The organism is Chryseobacterium sp., assembly GCF_029240215.1.
Lineage (GTDB): Bacteria > Bacteroidota > Bacteroidia > Flavobacteriales > Weeksellaceae > Chryseobacterium.
Window position 1 is genome coordinate 16,998 of sequence record NZ_JARBTK010000011.1, and the last position, 18,784, is coordinate 35,781.

At 32.9% G+C, this 18,784-nt stretch carries 18 protein-coding genes; 4 read left to right on the top strand and 14 right to left on the bottom strand.

Annotation, left to right across the window (positions count from 1 at the left end; genetic code table 11):
- Positions 1-79: 79 nt before the first annotated feature.
- Positions 80-838: an exodeoxyribonuclease III gene (gene xth, locus K0R77_RS16295; protein WP_300354775.1), complete on the top strand. Its 759-nt coding sequence runs from the start codon at positions 80-82 to the stop codon at positions 836-838.
- 68 nt (positions 839-906) lie between these two features.
- Here xth and K0R77_RS16300 read toward each other — a convergent pair whose 3' ends face one another.
- The 5 genes from K0R77_RS16300 to K0R77_RS16320 form a co-directional block, all read right to left on the bottom strand.
- A complete protein-coding gene (locus K0R77_RS16300) occupies positions 907-2,364 on the bottom strand; it encodes an OmpA family protein (protein ID WP_300354777.1) in 1,458 nt (485 codons plus the stop codon).
- 358 nt (positions 2,365-2,722) lie between these two features.
- Positions 2,723-3,001, bottom strand: coding sequence for a hypothetical protein (locus K0R77_RS16305; protein ID WP_300354780.1), 279 nt, complete (start codon positions 2,999-3,001; stop codon positions 2,723-2,725).
- A gap of 639 nt (positions 3,002-3,640) precedes the next feature.
- Positions 3,641-3,835: a cold-shock protein gene (locus K0R77_RS16310; protein ID WP_050378562.1), complete on the bottom strand. Its 195-nt coding sequence runs from the start codon at positions 3,833-3,835 to the stop codon at positions 3,641-3,643.
- 75 nt (positions 3,836-3,910) lie between these two features.
- Positions 3,911-4,555, bottom strand: coding sequence for a DEAD/DEAH box helicase (locus K0R77_RS16315; RefSeq protein ID WP_300354787.1), 645 nt, complete (start codon positions 4,553-4,555; stop codon positions 3,911-3,913).
- Positions 4,556-4,997: 442 nt separating this feature from the next.
- The gene (locus K0R77_RS16320) at positions 4,998-5,558 is read right to left on the bottom strand and encodes an AraC family transcriptional regulator (protein ID WP_300354790.1); all 561 of its coding nucleotides are present in this window, start codon (positions 5,556-5,558) and stop codon (positions 4,998-5,000) included.
- A gap of 253 nt (positions 5,559-5,811) precedes the next feature.
- On the opposite strand from K0R77_RS16320, the gene K0R77_RS16325 reads away from it, so the two are divergent.
- On the top strand, positions 5,812-6,759 hold the full coding sequence (locus K0R77_RS16325) for a beta-1,6-N-acetylglucosaminyltransferase (protein WP_300354793.1): 948 nt from the start codon (positions 5,812-5,814) through the stop codon (positions 6,757-6,759).
- Between the two features lie 74 nt (positions 6,760-6,833).
- Here K0R77_RS16325 and K0R77_RS16330 read toward each other — a convergent pair whose 3' ends face one another.
- The 3 genes from K0R77_RS16330 to K0R77_RS16340 form a co-directional block, all read right to left on the bottom strand.
- Positions 6,834-8,345: an acyl-CoA dehydrogenase family protein gene (locus K0R77_RS16330; RefSeq protein WP_300354796.1), complete on the bottom strand. Its 1,512-nt coding sequence runs from the start codon at positions 8,343-8,345 to the stop codon at positions 6,834-6,836.
- Positions 8,346-8,634: 289 nt separating this feature from the next.
- Positions 8,635-8,895 carry a SemiSWEET transporter gene (locus K0R77_RS16335; RefSeq protein ID WP_300354799.1) on the bottom strand — a complete coding sequence of 87 codons (261 nt, stop codon included), beginning with the start codon at positions 8,893-8,895 and terminating at the stop codon, positions 8,635-8,637.
- 81 nt (positions 8,896-8,976) lie between these two features.
- Positions 8,977-9,303 carry a hypothetical protein gene (locus K0R77_RS16340; RefSeq protein ID WP_300354801.1) on the bottom strand — a complete coding sequence of 109 codons (327 nt, stop codon included), beginning with the start codon at positions 9,301-9,303 and terminating at the stop codon, positions 8,977-8,979.
- Between the two features lie 136 nt (positions 9,304-9,439).
- Here K0R77_RS16340 and K0R77_RS16345 point away from each other — a divergent pair, with 136 nt between their 5' ends.
- Entirely contained in the window at positions 9,440-10,036 is a 597-nt protein-coding gene (locus K0R77_RS16345) for a ferritin-like domain-containing protein (protein ID WP_300354804.1), read from the top strand.
- 80 nt (positions 10,037-10,116) lie between these two features.
- Here K0R77_RS16345 and K0R77_RS16350 read toward each other — a convergent pair whose 3' ends face one another.
- The 4 genes from K0R77_RS16350 to K0R77_RS16365 all read right to left on the bottom strand — a co-directional run bounded on the left by K0R77_RS16350 (position 10,117) and on the right by K0R77_RS16365 (position 14,376).
- On the bottom strand, positions 10,117-10,620 hold the full coding sequence (locus tag K0R77_RS16350) for a CinA family protein (RefSeq protein WP_300354806.1): 504 nt from the start codon (positions 10,618-10,620) through the stop codon (positions 10,117-10,119).
- Positions 10,621-10,761: 141 nt separating this feature from the next.
- Positions 10,762-12,906, bottom strand: a complete 2,145-nt coding sequence (locus tag K0R77_RS16355) for a catalase (protein ID WP_300354809.1) — start codon at positions 12,904-12,906, stop codon at positions 10,762-10,764.
- A gap of 23 nt (positions 12,907-12,929) precedes the next feature.
- Positions 12,930-13,550, bottom strand: coding sequence for a hypothetical protein (locus tag K0R77_RS16360; protein ID WP_300354811.1), 621 nt, complete (start codon positions 13,548-13,550; stop codon positions 12,930-12,932).
- Between the two features lie 373 nt (positions 13,551-13,923).
- On the bottom strand, positions 13,924-14,376 hold the full coding sequence (locus tag K0R77_RS16365) for a PA2169 family four-helix-bundle protein (protein WP_300354814.1): 453 nt from the start codon (positions 14,374-14,376) through the stop codon (positions 13,924-13,926).
- Between the two features lie 253 nt (positions 14,377-14,629).
- Here K0R77_RS16365 and K0R77_RS16370 point away from each other — a divergent pair, with 253 nt between their 5' ends.
- Positions 14,630-14,851: a glutathione synthase gene (locus K0R77_RS16370; protein ID WP_300354817.1), complete on the top strand. Its 222-nt coding sequence runs from the start codon at positions 14,630-14,632 to the stop codon at positions 14,849-14,851.
- A 39-nt stretch (positions 14,852-14,890) separates the two neighbouring features.
- Here the strand turns inward: K0R77_RS16370 and K0R77_RS16375 are convergent, their stop codons facing one another.
- Positions 14,891-16,423, bottom strand: coding sequence for a carbon-nitrogen hydrolase family protein (locus K0R77_RS16375; RefSeq protein ID WP_300354819.1), 1,533 nt, complete (start codon positions 16,421-16,423; stop codon positions 14,891-14,893).
- Positions 16,424-16,900: 477 nt separating this feature from the next.
- Entirely contained in the window at positions 16,901-18,613 is a 1,713-nt protein-coding gene (locus tag K0R77_RS16380) for a helix-turn-helix domain-containing protein (RefSeq protein ID WP_300354822.1), read from the bottom strand.
- Between the last annotated feature and the right edge of the window lie 171 nt (positions 18,614-18,784).

Below are 18,784 nucleotides of genomic sequence, written 5' to 3' on the forward strand. Positions count from 1 at the left end.
TGAATTAAAAATTTAGTTATTGATGGAATAATCTTTGTCGGCTTCATAACGTACCAATATTTAATTTAAACTTTAATCTATGAAAATAGCGACTTACAATGTAAACGGTGTCAACGGTCGGTTACCTGTTTTGCTGCGATGGCTTAAAGAAGCGAAACCTGATATTGTATGCCTTCAGGAATTAAAATGTCCGCAGGAAAAATTCCCAATTGAAGAAATTAAAAAAGCCGGTTACAATGCAATATGGAAAGGGCAAAAAAGTTGGAATGGCGTTGCAATTCTTGCAAAAGGTTATGACATCACAGAAGTTCAGGGCATACTTCCAGGTGATTCTGAAGATCTACAAAGCCGATATATAGAGGCAATCATAAATCAAATGGTTATTTGCTGTCTTTATCTTCCCAACGGAAATCCTTACCCGGGACCAAAATTTGATTATAAACTTTCATGGATCAAACGTTTCAAAAGGCGAACCAATCAACTCATTAAAATGGAACTTCCTGATTTTAATATTATTCCCACAGAAAATGATGTGTACAAACCTGAAAAATGGGAGGATGATGCCCTTTTCAGACCAGAAGTGAGAAAAGCATACCAAGAATTACAAAAGAAAGGCTGGATAGATTCACTTCGAACAATTTATCCTGATGAAACGATTTATACTTTTTGGGATTATCTGTATAAATCTTATGAAAGAAATGCCGGAATGCGATTGGATCACATTTTATTAAGTCCATACCTTGCCGGTTCATTAGTGAATGCAGGAGTAGACAAAGATGTGAGAGGGTGGGAAAAAAGCAGTGATCATGCTCCGACCTGGATCGAATTAAAAAAATAACATCTTTTTATTAAAGCAAAAAGTCATACTTACGCATGACTTTTTGATTGTAATCTATTTTGAAATAATTATTTAGCTTCAAAGTAAACCCTTCTGTTGGCTCTGTTTTTCCATTCCGGGCATTTTGTTGCAGGATCACATTCAGGATATTTAAGGTCTTTTTTACCTTTACCCATTGCATCCAATTTTGTAGATTCTACACCGTTTTTGATCAGATAATCTTTTACGCTGTTTGCTCTTCTGTCAGACAATTTCTGATTGTACTCTTCAGAACCTCTGGTATCTGTAGCTCCAATTACTGTATAAGAACCGTTTGAAGAGTTGATATAATTTACAGCATTGTTCAGAACAGGTGTATTTGAAGGTAAAATTCTGTCTGAATTTAAATCAAATTCAATTCCGTCTAATTTTGTTTCTGCTTCTGTAACCGTTCCAGAATTAGTTGGAGTTGTAGGGCAGCCGTTGTTTTCTACAGGTCCCGGAACCGTTACACATTTGTCGTAAAGGTCGATAACTCCGTCCATATCAACATCCAAAGCTACACCAGCACCATCAACTCTTGCACCTGCAGGAGTATCAAGCTGTCTGTCCCAATCGTCGCAAACACCGTCGTTATCTGCATCACCTTTTTTACAAACTTCAACATCCATATTCTTTTCTGCAAGGACATCAAGTTTATAATAAATTTCCTGCAAAGGATCATGCCACATTAAGTGAGAATCGTGTTTCCCTAATTTAACAGAAAGACCAAGAGTTGCATTGAAGAAATTATCAGAAACCTGATCTTCTCTTCTGTTGATCGCACTGTACTGTTGTCCACCGCCATCAAACTGATCATCTGTGGTTACCACATACATTACTCTACCTTCAAGATCAAGTCTGTTGTTGATTTTATATTTCAGACCAGCTCCTGCCTGTCCGAAGAATGATTGAAATTTGAAAGGCTTAACCTCAGTCATTAATCTTTGTCCGGCATCATCTTTTAAGTAAGCTCTATAGGCAAGTGTTCCTATACCTGCATAACCATGTAAAGCCCATCTGTAAGGAGATTTGTTATCAACACGTCTCATTAAATTAGAAAAATTAATATCTCCTAAAATTGAAATTGCGTCGTACTGTGTTCTTGCACCCTCCTGTCTGTTTGCTGCTGCATTTGCAGGTGCTGCATCTTTAGTATTAAACCATCCTTGTCTTGTTTCTCCACGATCATATTGAAGGTTAATCCCGAAAGCATGGGTAATTGCTTTGTCAACACTTACATAAGCAGAGTAACCAATAAGGTTTTTACCATTTCCGTTTTTAATGGATGTCAAATCTGCAGACTGCATCAAAGGAACACCACCACCAAAGGATACCGACCAATCATTAAATCTCTTTGAAGATTGTGTAAACTTGCTTACGTTGGCAGATCCCGAGCTGAAAGTATTTGGATACTCTCCACTTGATACTACTTGTAAACTGTCTTGAGCAAAAGCCGTTGCAGGCAAAGATAATGCTAAAGAGAAAATTGCTAAACTTAATCTCATATTTTAAATTTTAAAAAATTATTATTTGACTGAAAAGTAAATCAATGTGATTTACCTGATACATATCTCTCGAAGAACCGATTTGTTCAAAAGTGCCTATAGCATGAGATTCGTACGTGCAACTGTACACAATTACTGTACCAAAAAAAACATCAAATAAAGATTTTAAAGAAATATTTTAAAGAGAAACTAAGAAAAACTGATAAAAATAAATGGTAAAATAGTACAATTTAAAATTTATAACTATCTCAAAGTAAGAAGCTTTCGATTCAATTAAAAAATTAATAAAGTTTTTCAAAAACAGTGAAAAATTTCACTTAATAAAATTAATCTGGAATCGATTTAAATAACATTTACACTACTCTATCACATACATAACTTTCATTTTAGCATAATTATAGGCATTTTTTGCATCGTCATAATTTATTTTGAGCGAAATTTCAAATCCGTTATTCAGAAAAAAGGTAACATAACCATCGTTATTAAAAGCCAAAAAACAGATATGTTCGGAGTCAAGAATGATAGGTGCACCTAAAGTTTTGGCACCTTCTACAGAATTTGATCGTCTGATTGACTGCACAAATGATGGGGAGATTATAATCTGACCCTCAACTGTTGTTTCGAGTTTAGTTTTCATAAAATATAATTTGGTGAAATGAGATATTTCTGAATTTGTGAATCAGTTGCTAATCTATAACTTTTGAGATTTTAGAATTCTATTTGATTAAAAATAATCAAAAACTATACCTGTTACAACAAGTTCATTAACTAATATTTCAATAATTCAATTAAATACTGTCACTTCTCTTTTACTATTTTCACTGTAACTAATTTCAGCTTTTTAATTATAAAATATACAGGAAGGATACATATTGTACAAGTAAGTGATGATTAATAGGACTGCTTTTAAAATTTCAGTATCCGAAAATGTAGACCAGCACGCATGTCTGTTAATAAATTTTTATCTATTGATAAACAACCAAAATATCAATAAAAATATAAGAATAGAATAAGCTATTGCCTTTTTATTGATCAATCCTATAAGAAATACGATAACAAATTTAATTGGCATAAAGAATAAAATCCCATCGAATGACGAATTGGTTCCATTCATAACAAGAAACTCAATCCGGTAAAAATAAAGCCATTTGTATTCTTCCAATAACATGTAGTAATTCTACAATTAGGAGAAGCTAGTTAGGTTAGGAGAAGGGAAAGTTTAGAACAAAAAAAAGCCGCCTCTTGCGAGGCAGCTTCATGTAACGATATATATCGATTATGCAAGTCTTACGTTAACTGCATTTAATCCTTTTTCGCTTTTTTCTACGTCAAAAACTACTTTATCATTCTCACGAATCATTTTAGTGTTTAATCCTGAAGAATGTACAAAAATGTCTTGTCCTCCTTCTGTTGGAGAAATAAATCCGAAACCTTTTGTTTCGTTAAAAAATTTTACTGTGCCTTGTTGCATTGTATTGGTATTAAAAATTGTTTTATTGTTTTATGTCTGATTCAGGATCAGACTTTTTCTGTTTTACTTCCTGAGTCATGAGACTGCAGAATATTCCGTGGTTTTCATGGTCTCCATTCTGCCGTTACAAATCTTGTCTGCAAAACCACTGACTTCCTTGGATAACGTCGATGAATAAAGTATGTTTTGTCTTTTTACAGGAAGTTTACTTATGAGTTTTTTGAGCTCATCGGGATTCTTTTCCAGTAAAATTTCAATATCATCTATGATCAAAAATTCTATTTTTGAAAGACTGATATGTCTCTGATCATCTAATTCCAGAAGTTTTTCCGGTGTTGCAATGAGTACGTCTAATCTTCTTCTGAGTGAAGAAAGCTGCGTTCCGTTTGAAATACCTTCATATACTGAAAGCTGTGATAATGGAAGATATTTGGTGTAAATTTCAAAATTATCTTCTATCTGCAAAACAGTTTCTTTGGTGGGAGTCAAAACCAGAACTCTTGTATCATTGTGATCCGGATTGTTCTTTTTCAACATCTGAAGAACAGGCATTGTGAAAGAAGTCATCCTTTCTGTTCCGCGAGGAATCTGACAAAGAACATCTTTACCACTCAGAATTTGCGGAATCATTTTGATCTGCAATTCTGTAGGCATCGGACATCCTGCTTCTGTAGCAGCGCGAATGATGGGATTGATTAAGTTTAGATTCTTAAAACTCATGGTATTATTTTGCCGAGTAACGGCTTTCCTTTTTCAAAATTGATCGGGAAACTTTATTTAATAGTTGTGATCGGTGAGATCGTTTTTTATGAGAATTCTAATATTCTCTGTTTATTATTTCTTTAAATTCATATCATAATCATTCAAAGCTGTGACAACTTATCTTTAAGCTGATTATGCTGCGTTATTTGTCTTTTGGAATTATTATTTTTGAACTCAATAAAGAAAAGGGGAATTTTTCTCAGAAGAACTTTTCAATTCTTATAGCATCGAGACTTAATGCAAAACGTATAACTCTTATGTTTTAAAATACTTTTTGAGAAAAACTGTTTTTTTTTATTTACTGAACAGCATCCAGATATTATTTTACCTGACAAAGGTGAGCTAAAAAACCACAAGATGTTTATATAAAAAAATATTCAATTTACATAAATCACACATTTTACAAATCTTCAAGGTTCTTTTTGCGTTTTAATTTCAGCTGCCTGTAAAAAGACGGAGCCAATCCTGTGATTTTTTTAAACTGATATGAAAGGTGTCCTACGCTGCTGTAATTGAGTTTATAGGCAATTTCGGTGAGATTTAATTCATTGTAGAGCAAAAGTTCTTTTACTTTTTCAATTTTATTCAAAATAATAAAGTGCTGTATCGTATAGCCATTAACTTCTGAGAAAACATTGGATAAATAAGTATAATCATATCCCAGTTTTTCGCTCAGATATAAAGAATAATTCTCTTTTGGCTGCTCATCAGCATTGTGAATCATTTCTGTAATGGTATTTTTAATTTTTTCAATTAAAATACTTTTTTTATCATCCAATAATTCCAAACCTAAATGTGCTAATCTTGATCTGAAAATTTCAAGTTTTTCATTTTCAATGATTCCGGGGAAATCTACAGTTCCCAACTGAACAACAGCATGTTCTAAACCGAGCTTGTCAATTTCTTCCTGCACCATCATCTTACATCGCAGACTGACCATATATTTGATGTATATTCTCATACGTTCCTTATTTATGGTAATCTGAAAAAATTTGTATTACATAATTAAAACGATGACCTTGTATTAAAATGTAAGGTACACAATTTAAATTTAATTTTCCCGGCTGATAAAAACAATATTCAGTTTTCACAATCAATTTAATCTTGGTTATATCAAAATCAAATATTTACAAATAATTCTCATTTCTTATTTGAAGTATAACTACCTTTAATCAAGTTGTTTGCTTCGGTGAATGATTGATAATAATAAAACCATGCAGACAACATTTTCGCAACCTCTTCCACAGACTCAAACTTCAGCTGTCAATTCTTCAGCTTCGGTGCGAATTGCGTATTTTATCATGATACACCATGAGCCTGAACAATTTATAAGAATGTTTAAGAAAATTTATACCCGAGATCAGTTTTATCTTATTCATATTGACCGAAAAGCAAATGAGGAAGTAACAGAAATGATTCAGGGATTTACAATTCATTACCCGAATGTTTATATTCTTGAAAGCATGAATATTACTTCAGGAGGTTTTAATATGGTTCAGATCGAACTTAATGCCATGGAATTTCTGCTGAATGTAAGCACAAAGTGGGAATATTTTATCAATCTAAGCGGGGAAGATTACCCTCTTAAATCTCAGGTGATCATCAGAAAATTTCTGACGGCTCAAAACGGGAAAAATTATCTTTTCTATTATGATCAGAAATTTTACAGACCCGATACGCTGAAAAGAATTCAAAATCATTTTACCGAATTGGCATTTAAGATCTCATCATTTATTTATAAAAGAGACTTCATGAAAGATGTTGTTCCTTACATCGGCGGAAAATGGATGATCCTCACAAGAGATACGTGCTCTTTTCTGAGCAACAGCGAAACGGTAATGGCTTTTGAAGATTTTTATCTGCATACGTATTTACCTGCAGATTCTTTTTTTCAGACTGTATTGATGAATACTTCATTTCATCAGATCATCGTGAATGATGACAAACGGGCTATTATTAATCTTAATGCTTTAGAAATGAATACTTCACCTTTTATTTTTGAAAATTATTTACGGTCAAACAATCATCTTTTTATCCGGAAATTAAAATCTAAAGATTTTGAGGAACTCTTGCAGTATATTGATGAAAATTTTCATTCACCTTTACCGGAAATCAATGACATTGATAAAGAACTCAAAAACAGATCTGACCAAAATAACTGATGAAATTTAATTTTTAAAACAAAAATCTCCACAGATAATTCTGCGGAGAAGTATTTTATTTAATATGCTTTAGATTAAACCAAAGACATCCAATTGCTGTTTTCTGAATAATCATCCAATGGTTTTAAATCCTGATGGTGATTCATCGAAGCAAGAAGAGAAACAATCTCCTGTCTTGTCATCTCTACCGAATTGTCAACCAATTTCTGATTAAATCCTGCATTGCTTAATTCTAAAAGATCATTTACCGTAATAATTCTGGCAACAACTTTTCCTAAATCAATCATTTTTCTCTGAGAAATTGCTGTATTGATTGTGAAATCTAAATTTTGGGTATATAATTTTGCAGCGTTTTCACTTAAAACATTTTGTTGAAGATATTCACCTACATTTTCTAGTTTCTTTTTCTTCATATCTTTCAGAATACCTTCTGAGATTTGGGTGTAAAGCATTTCGTTTGAACCTTCAAAAATCTGGAACGGACGGCTGTCCATGATTCCTCTGCCTCCTATATGACTCATTCTGTAGCCTTTTCCGCCTGAAAGCTGAACCAAAATCTGTGCAGCTTCCTGCATCATATCTGTTACCAAAGCTTTCATAGAATTGGCATGAACTCCTTCTGAGGAAAGATTATGATCAATTCCGCTGATCTTAGAACTTTTTGCGCACATTGCCGAACACAATGTAAAGAAAGATTCTAATCTTGTCAGTTGATACTGCACCTGATCGAGTGCATACAAATTTGAATTTCCTACAATTCTGTTTCTTGTATGATCCAGAGCTTCATCAAGCATTCTTTTCAAAAAGCCCATTCCCATTCCCGGAAACTGAAATCTGCTTCTGTGAAGAATATCAAGCATCATTTTCAGACCTGTAGATTCTGGGACTAACTTATTTTCCTGAGGAACTTTAATATCAATTTTATTAAGACCATAAGGAATCATGTATAATCCAGGATTATCATAATATTCTAAAACCTCAATATTCTGTTGCGGTTGATGAGTATCTGCAATGAAAAAATCTACATCCCTCGACAAATTTCCTTCAGCATTGGCATTTCTTGAAGTGATTAACCAATAATTAGCCAATCCTGTTAATCCTTGCCAGTGTTTTGTGCCTTTTACCTCGTAAGAATCACCGTTCAAAACATTTTGAGTCTTCATATTTAAAGCATCGCTTCCAAAATCCGGCTCAGTGATCATTAAACCACCCATTGCGCCGTAATTTAGAAAATGTTTAAAAATATTTTCTTTAATAGATTCGTTACCATATTTAGCTAAAGGCTCAAGAAAAAGAGCGATGTTGATCCCAAAAGTTAATGACAACGGAAGAGATTCGTATGATGCAGCTGATAAAATCCCCAAACATTCTTTTACTTTCAGTCCACGACCTCCAAATTCTGAAGGCACAGCGACAGATAAGGGTTTCAGATTCATGATTTCTTTCCAAACACTTGGTGGCAAACCTCTTTGCAGACTTAACTGGTCGATGTTTTCTCTCTGAAAAAGATGATGGAGTGAAGTTTTAAAATGATCAAGAAATTCAGGGTATGTTTCCCCGGATGTCTTGTAAGAAGATTCATTCATACAAAATAAAAATATGTGCTGTATGCCATCGATACAACGGTATTACGAAATGAAGCGAATGGCATAACTTATCTTTTAAATCAGCAGCTTCACAAAATATGTGAGCAATATACAAATTTTCAAACTTCTTATGTGTCTAAAATTCAAAAATTGATGTATTATTAACGTAATATTATGATTGTTGTTTAAAATTTAATATCAAACTGATATTTATCAGTTATTTTTAATTTTCTTCACTGTTACTTAGAATAATTCTTGTTAACGAATATTAATTTACCATAAATATAAATCATGATTTTTTCCGAAACAGGATATAACAGACCAACAATGTCAGATTAACCAAAACCGCAAAGGCATTTGACAGGATAATAGGCAATTCGTCACGCATAATTCCATACCATACCCACGATGAAAGTCCGGTAATCAAAACAATAATCATTACCCACGAAAGATCCTCCACGTTTTTCTCACGAATAACTTTTATAAGCTGCGGGATCATTGCAACAGAAGTAAGCACACCTGCTACAATTCCTAAAATATTTACATCCATGATTTAAAAATACTTAATTAATCAATAAGCGGTTATAACCTGAATCACAACCGCGGATATCTCTTTCATTAATTTTAAAAACTAGCGATGTCTCTTCCCTCTTTGATGATAATCAACATTCTGAGGTTTTGCCTGATAGTTTTTTGAAAATTTATCATCGTGCAGATGATTAAATGAATTGGCTGAATGATTTTCATTTTCAAATTCTAAATTGTCGAAATGAACAACCTTACCATTTCTATAAGCTTTACCTTCTGAATTTCGGTAAATTTGATTTTCCTTATAAGTATTTCCGTCTGGCGCTGTGAATGTTTTAGTCTTTTTACTCAGCCTTTTTCTTCTTTCATTAAGGAGCAATAAAGTTCCTCCGGCCAGAAATGCCAATGCTACTTTTATTTTATTGTTCATAGGATTTATTTTGTTTTAAATTAACAAAACGCCTGCCAATAAAATATTTATAAAAACTTTCTTTTAAAATAGATTTTATAGGTCTTTGGTCTTAAAATTGAATTGTAAAGATAACTTAAATCAAAAAATAAACAATATGGCAACTAAAACAGCAACAGCTAAAAAAACTGCGGCACCAAAGAAAAGTGCAACACCGAAAAAAACTACTGCTTCAAAATCTTCAGCCAAAGCACCTGCGAAAAGCGATGCAGCATCTGATCTGAAAGATTTTTTTGAAGATGCATTGAAAGACATCTATTGGGCTGAAAAAGCTTTAACAAAAGCACTTCCGAAAATGGAAAAAAATGCTACCCATCCTGATTTGAAGGAAGCTATCGCAACTCATTTAAAAGAAACTGAAGTTCACGTAATGAGATTGGAAGAATGTTTCAAATCTCTTGGCTTAAAACCAGAAGCTAAGAAATGTGATGCTATGCAGGGATTGCTTGACGAAGGTAAAAGCATAATGGAAGAAACAAAACCAGGAGCAATCCGTGACGTAGGTATTATTGCTGCTTCACAAAAAGTTGAACATTATGAAATTGCTACTTACGGAAGTTTAGCTGCATATGCTAAAGTTTTGGGTGAAAAAAAATGTTTAAGCAATCTTCTAAGTACTTTAAAAGAAGAAAAAAACTGTGACAAACTTCTTACTCAAATCGCTGATACAGCTTTGAACAGCAAGGCGAAATAAATATTCTAAATTGCTTCATAAAAAAATCCTCAATTACTTGAGGATTTTTTTATCACTTAAAAATAATACTAAGTAAGTCTTTAAGTATTCAAAATCAAAAGATTATTCAGTTCGCTTTTGAAACACCCTAATATAAACTCTGCATAATAAAGCTGTGCATTGAGAGCCTGCGTTTTTGGATGAAGCTCAAGTTTTTTAGATAAAATAATTTCGCCTTTATATGCAATTGAATAATGCGCAAAAACGCTGTAAACCGAATTTCTTACCGGAGTACAATATCCTGTAGTTGCAATTGACCAATCACTTTCGAACATTTTAGCAACATTCAAAGCCATTGTTTCTGCAATATTTTCTGAAACACAATCGCAAACTTCAGCTTCATTCTGATCAACATTAAGCAACCTCACTTTTTCAGGCAATGTATAGGCGGTAATTCCGCCTTTATAAAACATCGTCGCATTTGGCATCTGTGAAAAAGCCAACTGCAACATTCCCGAAGTCACACTTTCTGCAACAGAAATGGTTTCATTATTGGTAATCAGACATTCGCTTATGTAGTCTAGTATTTTTTGTTGAAATTCCATAATAGTAAAATTTATTGTTATATAATTTCAAAATCTGCAATTTCAGTTATACTGGGTTTTTCAAAATTCAGAAAAAATCCAAATTCGAAAAAAATTGCTTTCATATTATATATTGATTTAGTGTAAAAAAACCATCGAATTTTATGCCATAGAATTACGGTCTTTCTCAAGATCCCAAACTCTGTGAGCGGCAACCGCAGAAATAAATTGATCATCAGAATTTCCACTTCCTGCTTTTATAATTGCACGGTCCTCATGTTTCTTTTTAGCTATATGAGTCGCATTATAAATGTCGTCTGTATCTTTCCCAAAATAAATGGCTTTACAATGTTTGTATGCTTCATTGATAAATTCTGTAACAATAGGTTTTACATCCGGTTGCATTAATTGTTGTACAGATTTTTCTCCAGAACAAATATAAAGCGCATCAAAACTTACACTTGCAACACTGGAGATTGAATGTTTAGGTTCAAATGTAGTTTTATCATCTGCAGTCACCGGTGCGACACTAGGTGCAATGATCTGTACAACAGCCCCTTTACTTTCAAGCTTATTTTTCAAAGACTTCACAGCCTGAGTATTTACTCCATTTGCCATTACAAAACCGATTATTCTGCTTTCGATAGTATCTTTTACCGTATTTTCCATGCTTAAAGCTTCAGAACTTTTTGTTGCAGGCTCTCTTTCCTCGCTTTGTAAACTTGCAGAATCTACGTCTGCAGGAATACTTCCATTCGGATTATCTAATTTCTTCACTTTAACCCCTACTTTTTCGGCGACATGAGAAGCCAGTTTCTTATCAATAAAATTCAGTTGTCCCACTACTCTCTCTCTTATCTCAGGGATGGTAACTTTTGAAAGCTCAAAAACCAAAGCATTCTGAAGGTGAGTTTTTTCCGGCTCAGACTGACTGTTGAAGAACATTTTTGCCTGAGAATAATGGTCAACAAAACTTTTGCTTCTTGCCCTCACTTTGTGCCCGTCAACTCTTTCATTATTTGAAGTAAAACCGCCTTCTTTCATCATCGCCTGAAACGGACAACCACCACCGATAGAATTTGGCTCGTAACTCACTTTCCCTTTTACAATCTGCTGTCTCATATGACCGTCACGCTGATTATTGTGCACCGGATTGATTGATCGGTTGATCGGAATTTCATGGAAATTCGGCGAACCTAATCTTGATAATTGAGTATCTGTATAAGAGAACAGTCTTCCCTGAAGAAGCGGATCGTTTGAAAAATCAATTCCCGGAACCAAATGTCCCGGATGGAAAGCTACCTGCTCTGTTTCCGCAAAAAAGTTATCCGGATTTCTGTTTAAAGTTAAAGTACCCACTAACTGTACTGGCACGAGTTCTTCAGGAACTATTTTGGTAGGATCCAGAAGGTCAAAATCAAAATCATGTTCGTTTTCTTCAGGAATGATCTGCACCCCAAAATCCCATTCAGGAAAAGCACCATTTTCGATAGATTCCCAAAGATCTCTTCTGTGAAAATCGGGATCTGTTCCTGAAATTTTCTGCGCTTCAGTCCACGCAACTGAGTGAACACCCAATTTTGGTTTGAAATGAAATTTAACGAAGTGAACTGCGCCTTCGCTATTGACAAATTTAAATGAATGAACACCAAAACCTTCCATCATTCTATAACTTCTCGGAATTGCACGGTCACTCATTGCCCACATGATCATATGCATACTTTCCGGCATCAGGGAAATGAAATCCCAAAAAGTATCATGAGCAGAAGCCGCCTGCGGAATCGCATTATCAGGTTCCGGTTTTACTGCGTGTACTAGATCTGGAAATTTCATTGCATCCTGAATAAAAAATACAGGAATATTATTTCCTACAAGGTCGTAATTTCCTTCCTCTGTATAAAATTTTACGGCAAAACCTCTTACATCTCTCGCAAGATCCGTACTTCCTGCACTTCCTGCAACGGTAGAAAATCTAACGAAAACCGGAGTTTCTTTTCCGACTTCATTTAAAAATTTTGCTTTTGTATATTTTGCTAAACTTTTATTGAGTTTAAAAACACCATGAGCACCGGAACCTCTTGCGTGAACGATTCTCTCAGGAATCCTTTCATGATCAAAATGGGTAATCTTTTCTCTGAGGATAAAATCTTCGAGTAAAGTTGCACCTCTTTCGTCTGTTTTTAAAGAATCCTGATTATTATTGATCTTTAAACCCTGATTTGTCGTCAGTTTTGTATCCTGATTATCAGTTGTGTGATCTTGTAGCTGATCTAGCTTTTCATTTTTTTTAATGTCTTTATTGTCCATATTATATTGTAGTTTGATTTTAATTAATTTTTAGTGAATTCTTCCGTGAAATCCTGCCATTGAAGTTTGCTCCCACCAAAAATTCCGCCGCCGCCAACAAAGAGGTTTCTGCAAGAATTTAAAAAGCCAACATTTTTTGTATTGGGAATTTCATTTCTCCCATGAATACTAAACTGTATCGTTTTATTTTTTTTAGCCAGAATAAAAGTACTCGAAGCATCTTCTGTATAAAAATGAGCGGTATTCCCATTTGAATTTTCCGGACATGAATGCGGTTTCATTTGTAATAAAAATGCTTTCATATCCACACTTTCTATTGATTGGATTTTATGCACGATTACCCAATCAAAACCATTTCCCAGTTTATTTTTCGGTGCAGGTATTTTGATTTTCACCAAATCGTTTTCCTTTACAAGTAAAGACAAGTCCTGATTTTCTTTACCATCTTTATAAATAAAAAATTCAGTAGGATTTTTACCTGCATTTACATTCCAGCTATCAATTTTTAAAAGATTTTGCGATAGTTTTTTAAATCTCTCAAATGCTTCAGTCTCTGATTGGCAGATCAGAAATGACATGGCATTATTTTCAGAACCTTTTTTATTGACAGGCGGCAAATCCTGAACATCAATTTTGTAATTCATAATTTTAAGAAATTAGAAGAAATTATTTACCTTTATCCTTATATGCTAGCCTTCCGCAATATCAAAGTTTATTTCTAAAGAAATTTAAAACCCGTGAAACTGATATAAAATGAGTAGCATAAATTGTATGGCAGGACAGAAGCTTAGACTTAAACAAAATAACAATTCATTTTGCATAGAAAATATAGCCTGATCAAGATGAAGTGATTAGTAATTTCATACTGTCGTTATTTGGTGTATCATCAAATTTATACAAAAGTATGTCAAACCTTTTATGATTTGAATCACAACCATTTATAAGAAAAAAACTTAAGATTGATAATTTTTTAAAAAGCTGCTTTAAAATATATAAATGGCTTGTAAGTAATAATTGCTAAGGATTTAATTTTTCAAGATTTTCAAATTTATTGTAAGACGCTTTCAGATGATGAAGCTGGTCTTGTATTTTCCTTGAACTTTCTCCGTTAAGATCACCGCTGTCTAACGCATCCTGATAAGCTTTGATGGCCGCATCTTCACCGAAGACCACATTTTCCAAAGTCGATCCATCTTTATTTCCGGAAAATGAATTTTTAACATCGATCCAGGCTCTGTGAATTGCTCCTGCCGTAGTCGTTACGTCTTCTGCTTCTCCACCCCGCTCCCTGATCATTCCTATCAGTTCAGATTTCATATCCTGAGAATAGGCAACCATTCTGTCATAGTCGGCTTTCAAATATGAATGCGCGTTCCACACTTTATCTTCCACTTTAGAAAAACCTTCAATTCTGTCGTTCGTAATTTTCAGTAAATCATTGAGTACTGCAATTGTTTTTTCGTTGTTCATAATAAAAATTTTGGCTGGTATATTTTATTTTACAATTTGTATGCCTTGACTATATATTTTACCATTATTTAACATAATATAATTTTAGGCACAGATTTTGAAATTATTTTTACAGTAAATAATTAAAAATACACCAACTTACACATCATATTAATACTAAAATCCCAACTTTTCTGTTTGGGATTTTTTTGAGAAATAATAATTACTTCAAAGATTTATTTTATACATTAGTTCACTACTAAAAACTACTACAATGGCACACAAAGAATTTAAAAAAGAAGATTTTGTAAAAAAGGACGATGAATATCAATTGGAATATGCAAAGTCTGAAATCGGCGAAGGAAGCAATCTGATCGTTGAAGAAAAAAATGAGGACGGAACTTACTCTGTGATTCAGGTTCCGATAAAAAGATTTAACGAAAGTATTTTCATTGCCGCAACAGAATCTTTTGACGGAAGAATTATTTTTGAATAAAAACAAATCCCCATTCGTATCTACAAATGGGGCTATTACTTACATTTTATTGTCTAAAATATCGGGTTTTTCTTTAAGATATGTTTCATAAAGATCTTTCCTTCTGTCATTAAGAATCTGAACCGAACCGTGATAGTGAAGATCTTTTAATAAATTTAAATCCACATCAACGATAAGTGTCATTTCGGTATTCGGTGTTGCCTCGCCTTTTACAGCATTTGACGGAAACGCAAAATCTGAAGGAGTAAAAACGGCAGCCTGCCCAAATTGGATGTCCATATTATTTACACCCGGTAAATTTCCGACACAACCAGCAATTGCAACATAACATTCGTTTTCAATCGCTCTTGCTGCTGCACAATGTCGAACTCTCATATAAGCATTTTGAGTGTCTGTAAGATAAGGCACAAATAGAATTTTCATTCCCTGATCAGCTAAAATTCTCGGTAACTCAGGAAACTCAACGTCGTAACAGATGACCAGACCAATTTTACCACAATCTGTATCAAAAACCTTGATCTCACTGCCGCCTTTCATTCCATAATATTTTCTTTCATTCGGAGTGATATGAATTTTTCTGTACTCATCAATACGGCCGTCACGATGAAGCAGATAACTTACGTTGTACAGATCATTATTTTCAAAAACAGGCATACTTCCCGAAATGATATTGACATTGTAACTGATTGCCAGTTCAGAAATTTTAGATTTAATCTGATCTGTAATCTTCGCTAATTCGATCATACTGTCACGCTCGGAAAGACTGTTAAAAGGCGCCAGTAAAGGTGTATTAAATAATTCAGGAAACAAAACAAAGTCTGATTTGTAATCTCCCATTACATTAACGAAAAACTCTACCTGCTCATAAAATGCGTTGATATCTTTAAAATGTCTCATCTGCCACTGCACAAGCCCCAATCGAATGGTGCTGTCCTGCATCGTGTTTGGTTTTTTACTGTAGTAAATATTGTTCCATTGAAGTAAAACTGCATTTTCACGGGAAGCTTCATCTTCGGGAAGATATTTTTTTAAAACTCTGATCGGCAAAAAATTATTTGAAAGCTGGAAAGAAAGCACAGGATCATAAATCTCTTTATCTCTGACTCTTCTGATGTATTCTCTTGGTGAAATCTCGTGACTGTACTTATGGTAATCAGGAATTCTGCCACCTAAAATAATTGATTTTAAATTTAATTGCTCGCAAAGCTCTTTTCTGGCATCATACAATCTTCGTCCCAATCTCAGTTCGCGGTAAACAGGATCTACAAAAATTTCAATACCATACAATACATTTCCTGTGGATGAATGAGTATTGAAAGTATAATTTCCGGTAATATCACTGTAAGTATGTTCATCATCAAATTCTTCATAATTTACAACAATCGAAAGAGCCACCGCTGCAACTTTACCATCTACTGTGATGCAGATTTGTCCCGGTGGGAAAATTTTGGTGAGTTTAGCAATGCTCTTTTTAGACCAAACATATTCAGACATTTTGGGATAAGCTCGGCGCATTGCCGAAACCAACTCATCATAGTCATCAATATTCAGTGTTCTTGTATCTATCTGCATAAATTTATTTTTACTAAAGTTAAGGAAAAATATAGGAATACTAAGATCAAGAAATGTTTGGGAATAAATTTTAAAGATATTTAAATCAATTTCTACTGTAAATTAAAGGTTCAACTTTTAATACAAATTAAAATATGTGATTATGTATAAAAGATAAATTAATTTTACAAACAATTGATAAATAATAATTTACAATTAAACATTTCGGTTAAAATTTATAAATTATTACGTAAATATTTATAAATGCCTCCAATGATGCTTTGCGAGTGAAGACAGAAGTCTATACTTTAGCAGTATAATAATTGAGAGATAAAACAACAATACACAACTCAATTATAATTGAACTTAAACATTCATCATTATCACATCAAAATATATTGTTTCATCACTTAGTTTCTATTAGTAGTATGCCAGAATTTTTCAATTCTGGCATCTACTTTTTATATAGTCATAGAAATAAAAGTTAGAAACACATATTTACTCACCACCTTCAACCTCTTTGATTCTTTTTTTGATAAAATCTACCGGGCGGATTCCGTTTATTTCGAGAAAAATATTTGAGAAACTCTGTCTGTTGCTGAAACCTGAGGCAGAAGCAATATGCTCTATGGAATACTTTCTCCATTCTCTGTCGTGATAGATCTTTTGTGTTGCGTAATTGATTCTTAACACGTTGATGTATACACTGAAATTACTTCCTTTATATTCATTAATAACCTGAGACAGATAAGAGGTATTGGTTTTGAAGTGTTCGGCAAGCTTTTTCAAAGTCAAACCTTTTTCAAGGAATTTTTCGTTTGCTTCAAAATTACTAATATCTTTTAGCAGTTTTTCTACAATATTCTGATCAAGCTTGATATTTTTATTCAGATCAAATTTCAAAGGTTCAGGCTCAGCCTCAGAGAATTTTTCTTCTTCTATTTTCACCAATAATTGATTGTATTTCTCCTGAATCTGCTTTTGTTTTCTGATTCTGTAAAACATCATAAAGCCTAACAGAATAATGATTATTCCGGAGATAATGAGCAAAGCAATACCAAATGAATTGGTTTTTTCGAGATTTTCTTTAACCTCAAGCAATTGTTTTGTATCATAATCTTTATAAATACGGGTTGAAAGGTATTTAAAGTCAGAAGAAATAACGCTATCGACTTTTAAAAGCTGATTGGTATAATACAATTCGTTTTCAGGACTGTTCTTTTTTTTGTAGTAAGTAATAAGTTCTTCATAATTACTCCTTAATTCAGGAAGAATAAACTGATGCTTATTAAATATAGAATCGACTTTTTTATAATTTTCTACACCCAATTCCTTTTTACCCAAATTTGTATAACTTTTTCCCTTATAAAAGTATACATATGATGCCCAAGTAAAATCATTAGCCTTAAGAAGACCGGGCAATGACTCATCAAAATCCTTTATAGCTTCGGAGTATTTTTTATTTGAAAAATCAGAGACTCCTTTACTTTTTTTAAAATAACTTTTTTCCAGAGTGAATTCCTTTGTCTTTGGCGTAAAAGCGGTGGCAAGATTTAGCAACCTTTTTACATCATCATTTTTTCCTAATGCCTGATAACATATAATAGCTTGATGTATTGAGTTTAGATAGCCTTTTGTATTATTATAAATTAGATTTTCATGAATATTTCCTTTTGTTTTGTCTTCAAAAAAAGCAATACATTCTTTAAATATTTCCAGAGCTTCATCATAGTGACCTAAATAGCTCTTAACCACACCAATATGATAAAAATTTTGGTATTTGAGAAACTCATTTTTAGAATCTTTCAAATATTCATAAGCGGTTAAATATTCATTTAAAGCAAGCTGAAATTTTCTGTGATTGAAATAATAAATAACACCTTTACTCAAATATGCATTACCAATAAGATCACTATTACCTGATTTCTTTGCAGCATAAATCGCACTGTCTGAATATTGTATTTTTTTATCTTTAGAAAATAAAATTGCATCTTTATAAGCCTGAAACAACTCAGAATAATTCTTTTCAGATTTAGCATGATTGATGTATTGATTAAGATAAATAAACGCACGTTGGTCGTTCTCCTCATATCCTAAATATTTTTTCTGATACTTAGAATAAATATCTTGTGAAAATAAAATTGAAATAAAGAAGCAACAACACAACGTAATCAGTTTCTTTACATGTTGATATTTTTTTTTAAAAATCATATTCAAAATTAAGCAAATTCATTTATTATTACAATGGTCAACATCAAATAATTATTACGTTTACAATTTAGATGGAAAAATCTAATTTATAATAAGTTATACAAATACATTAAGTAATTATTTATAAATTTTTACGACATGATTTATAAAATCACTTCCTATAAACTTGCA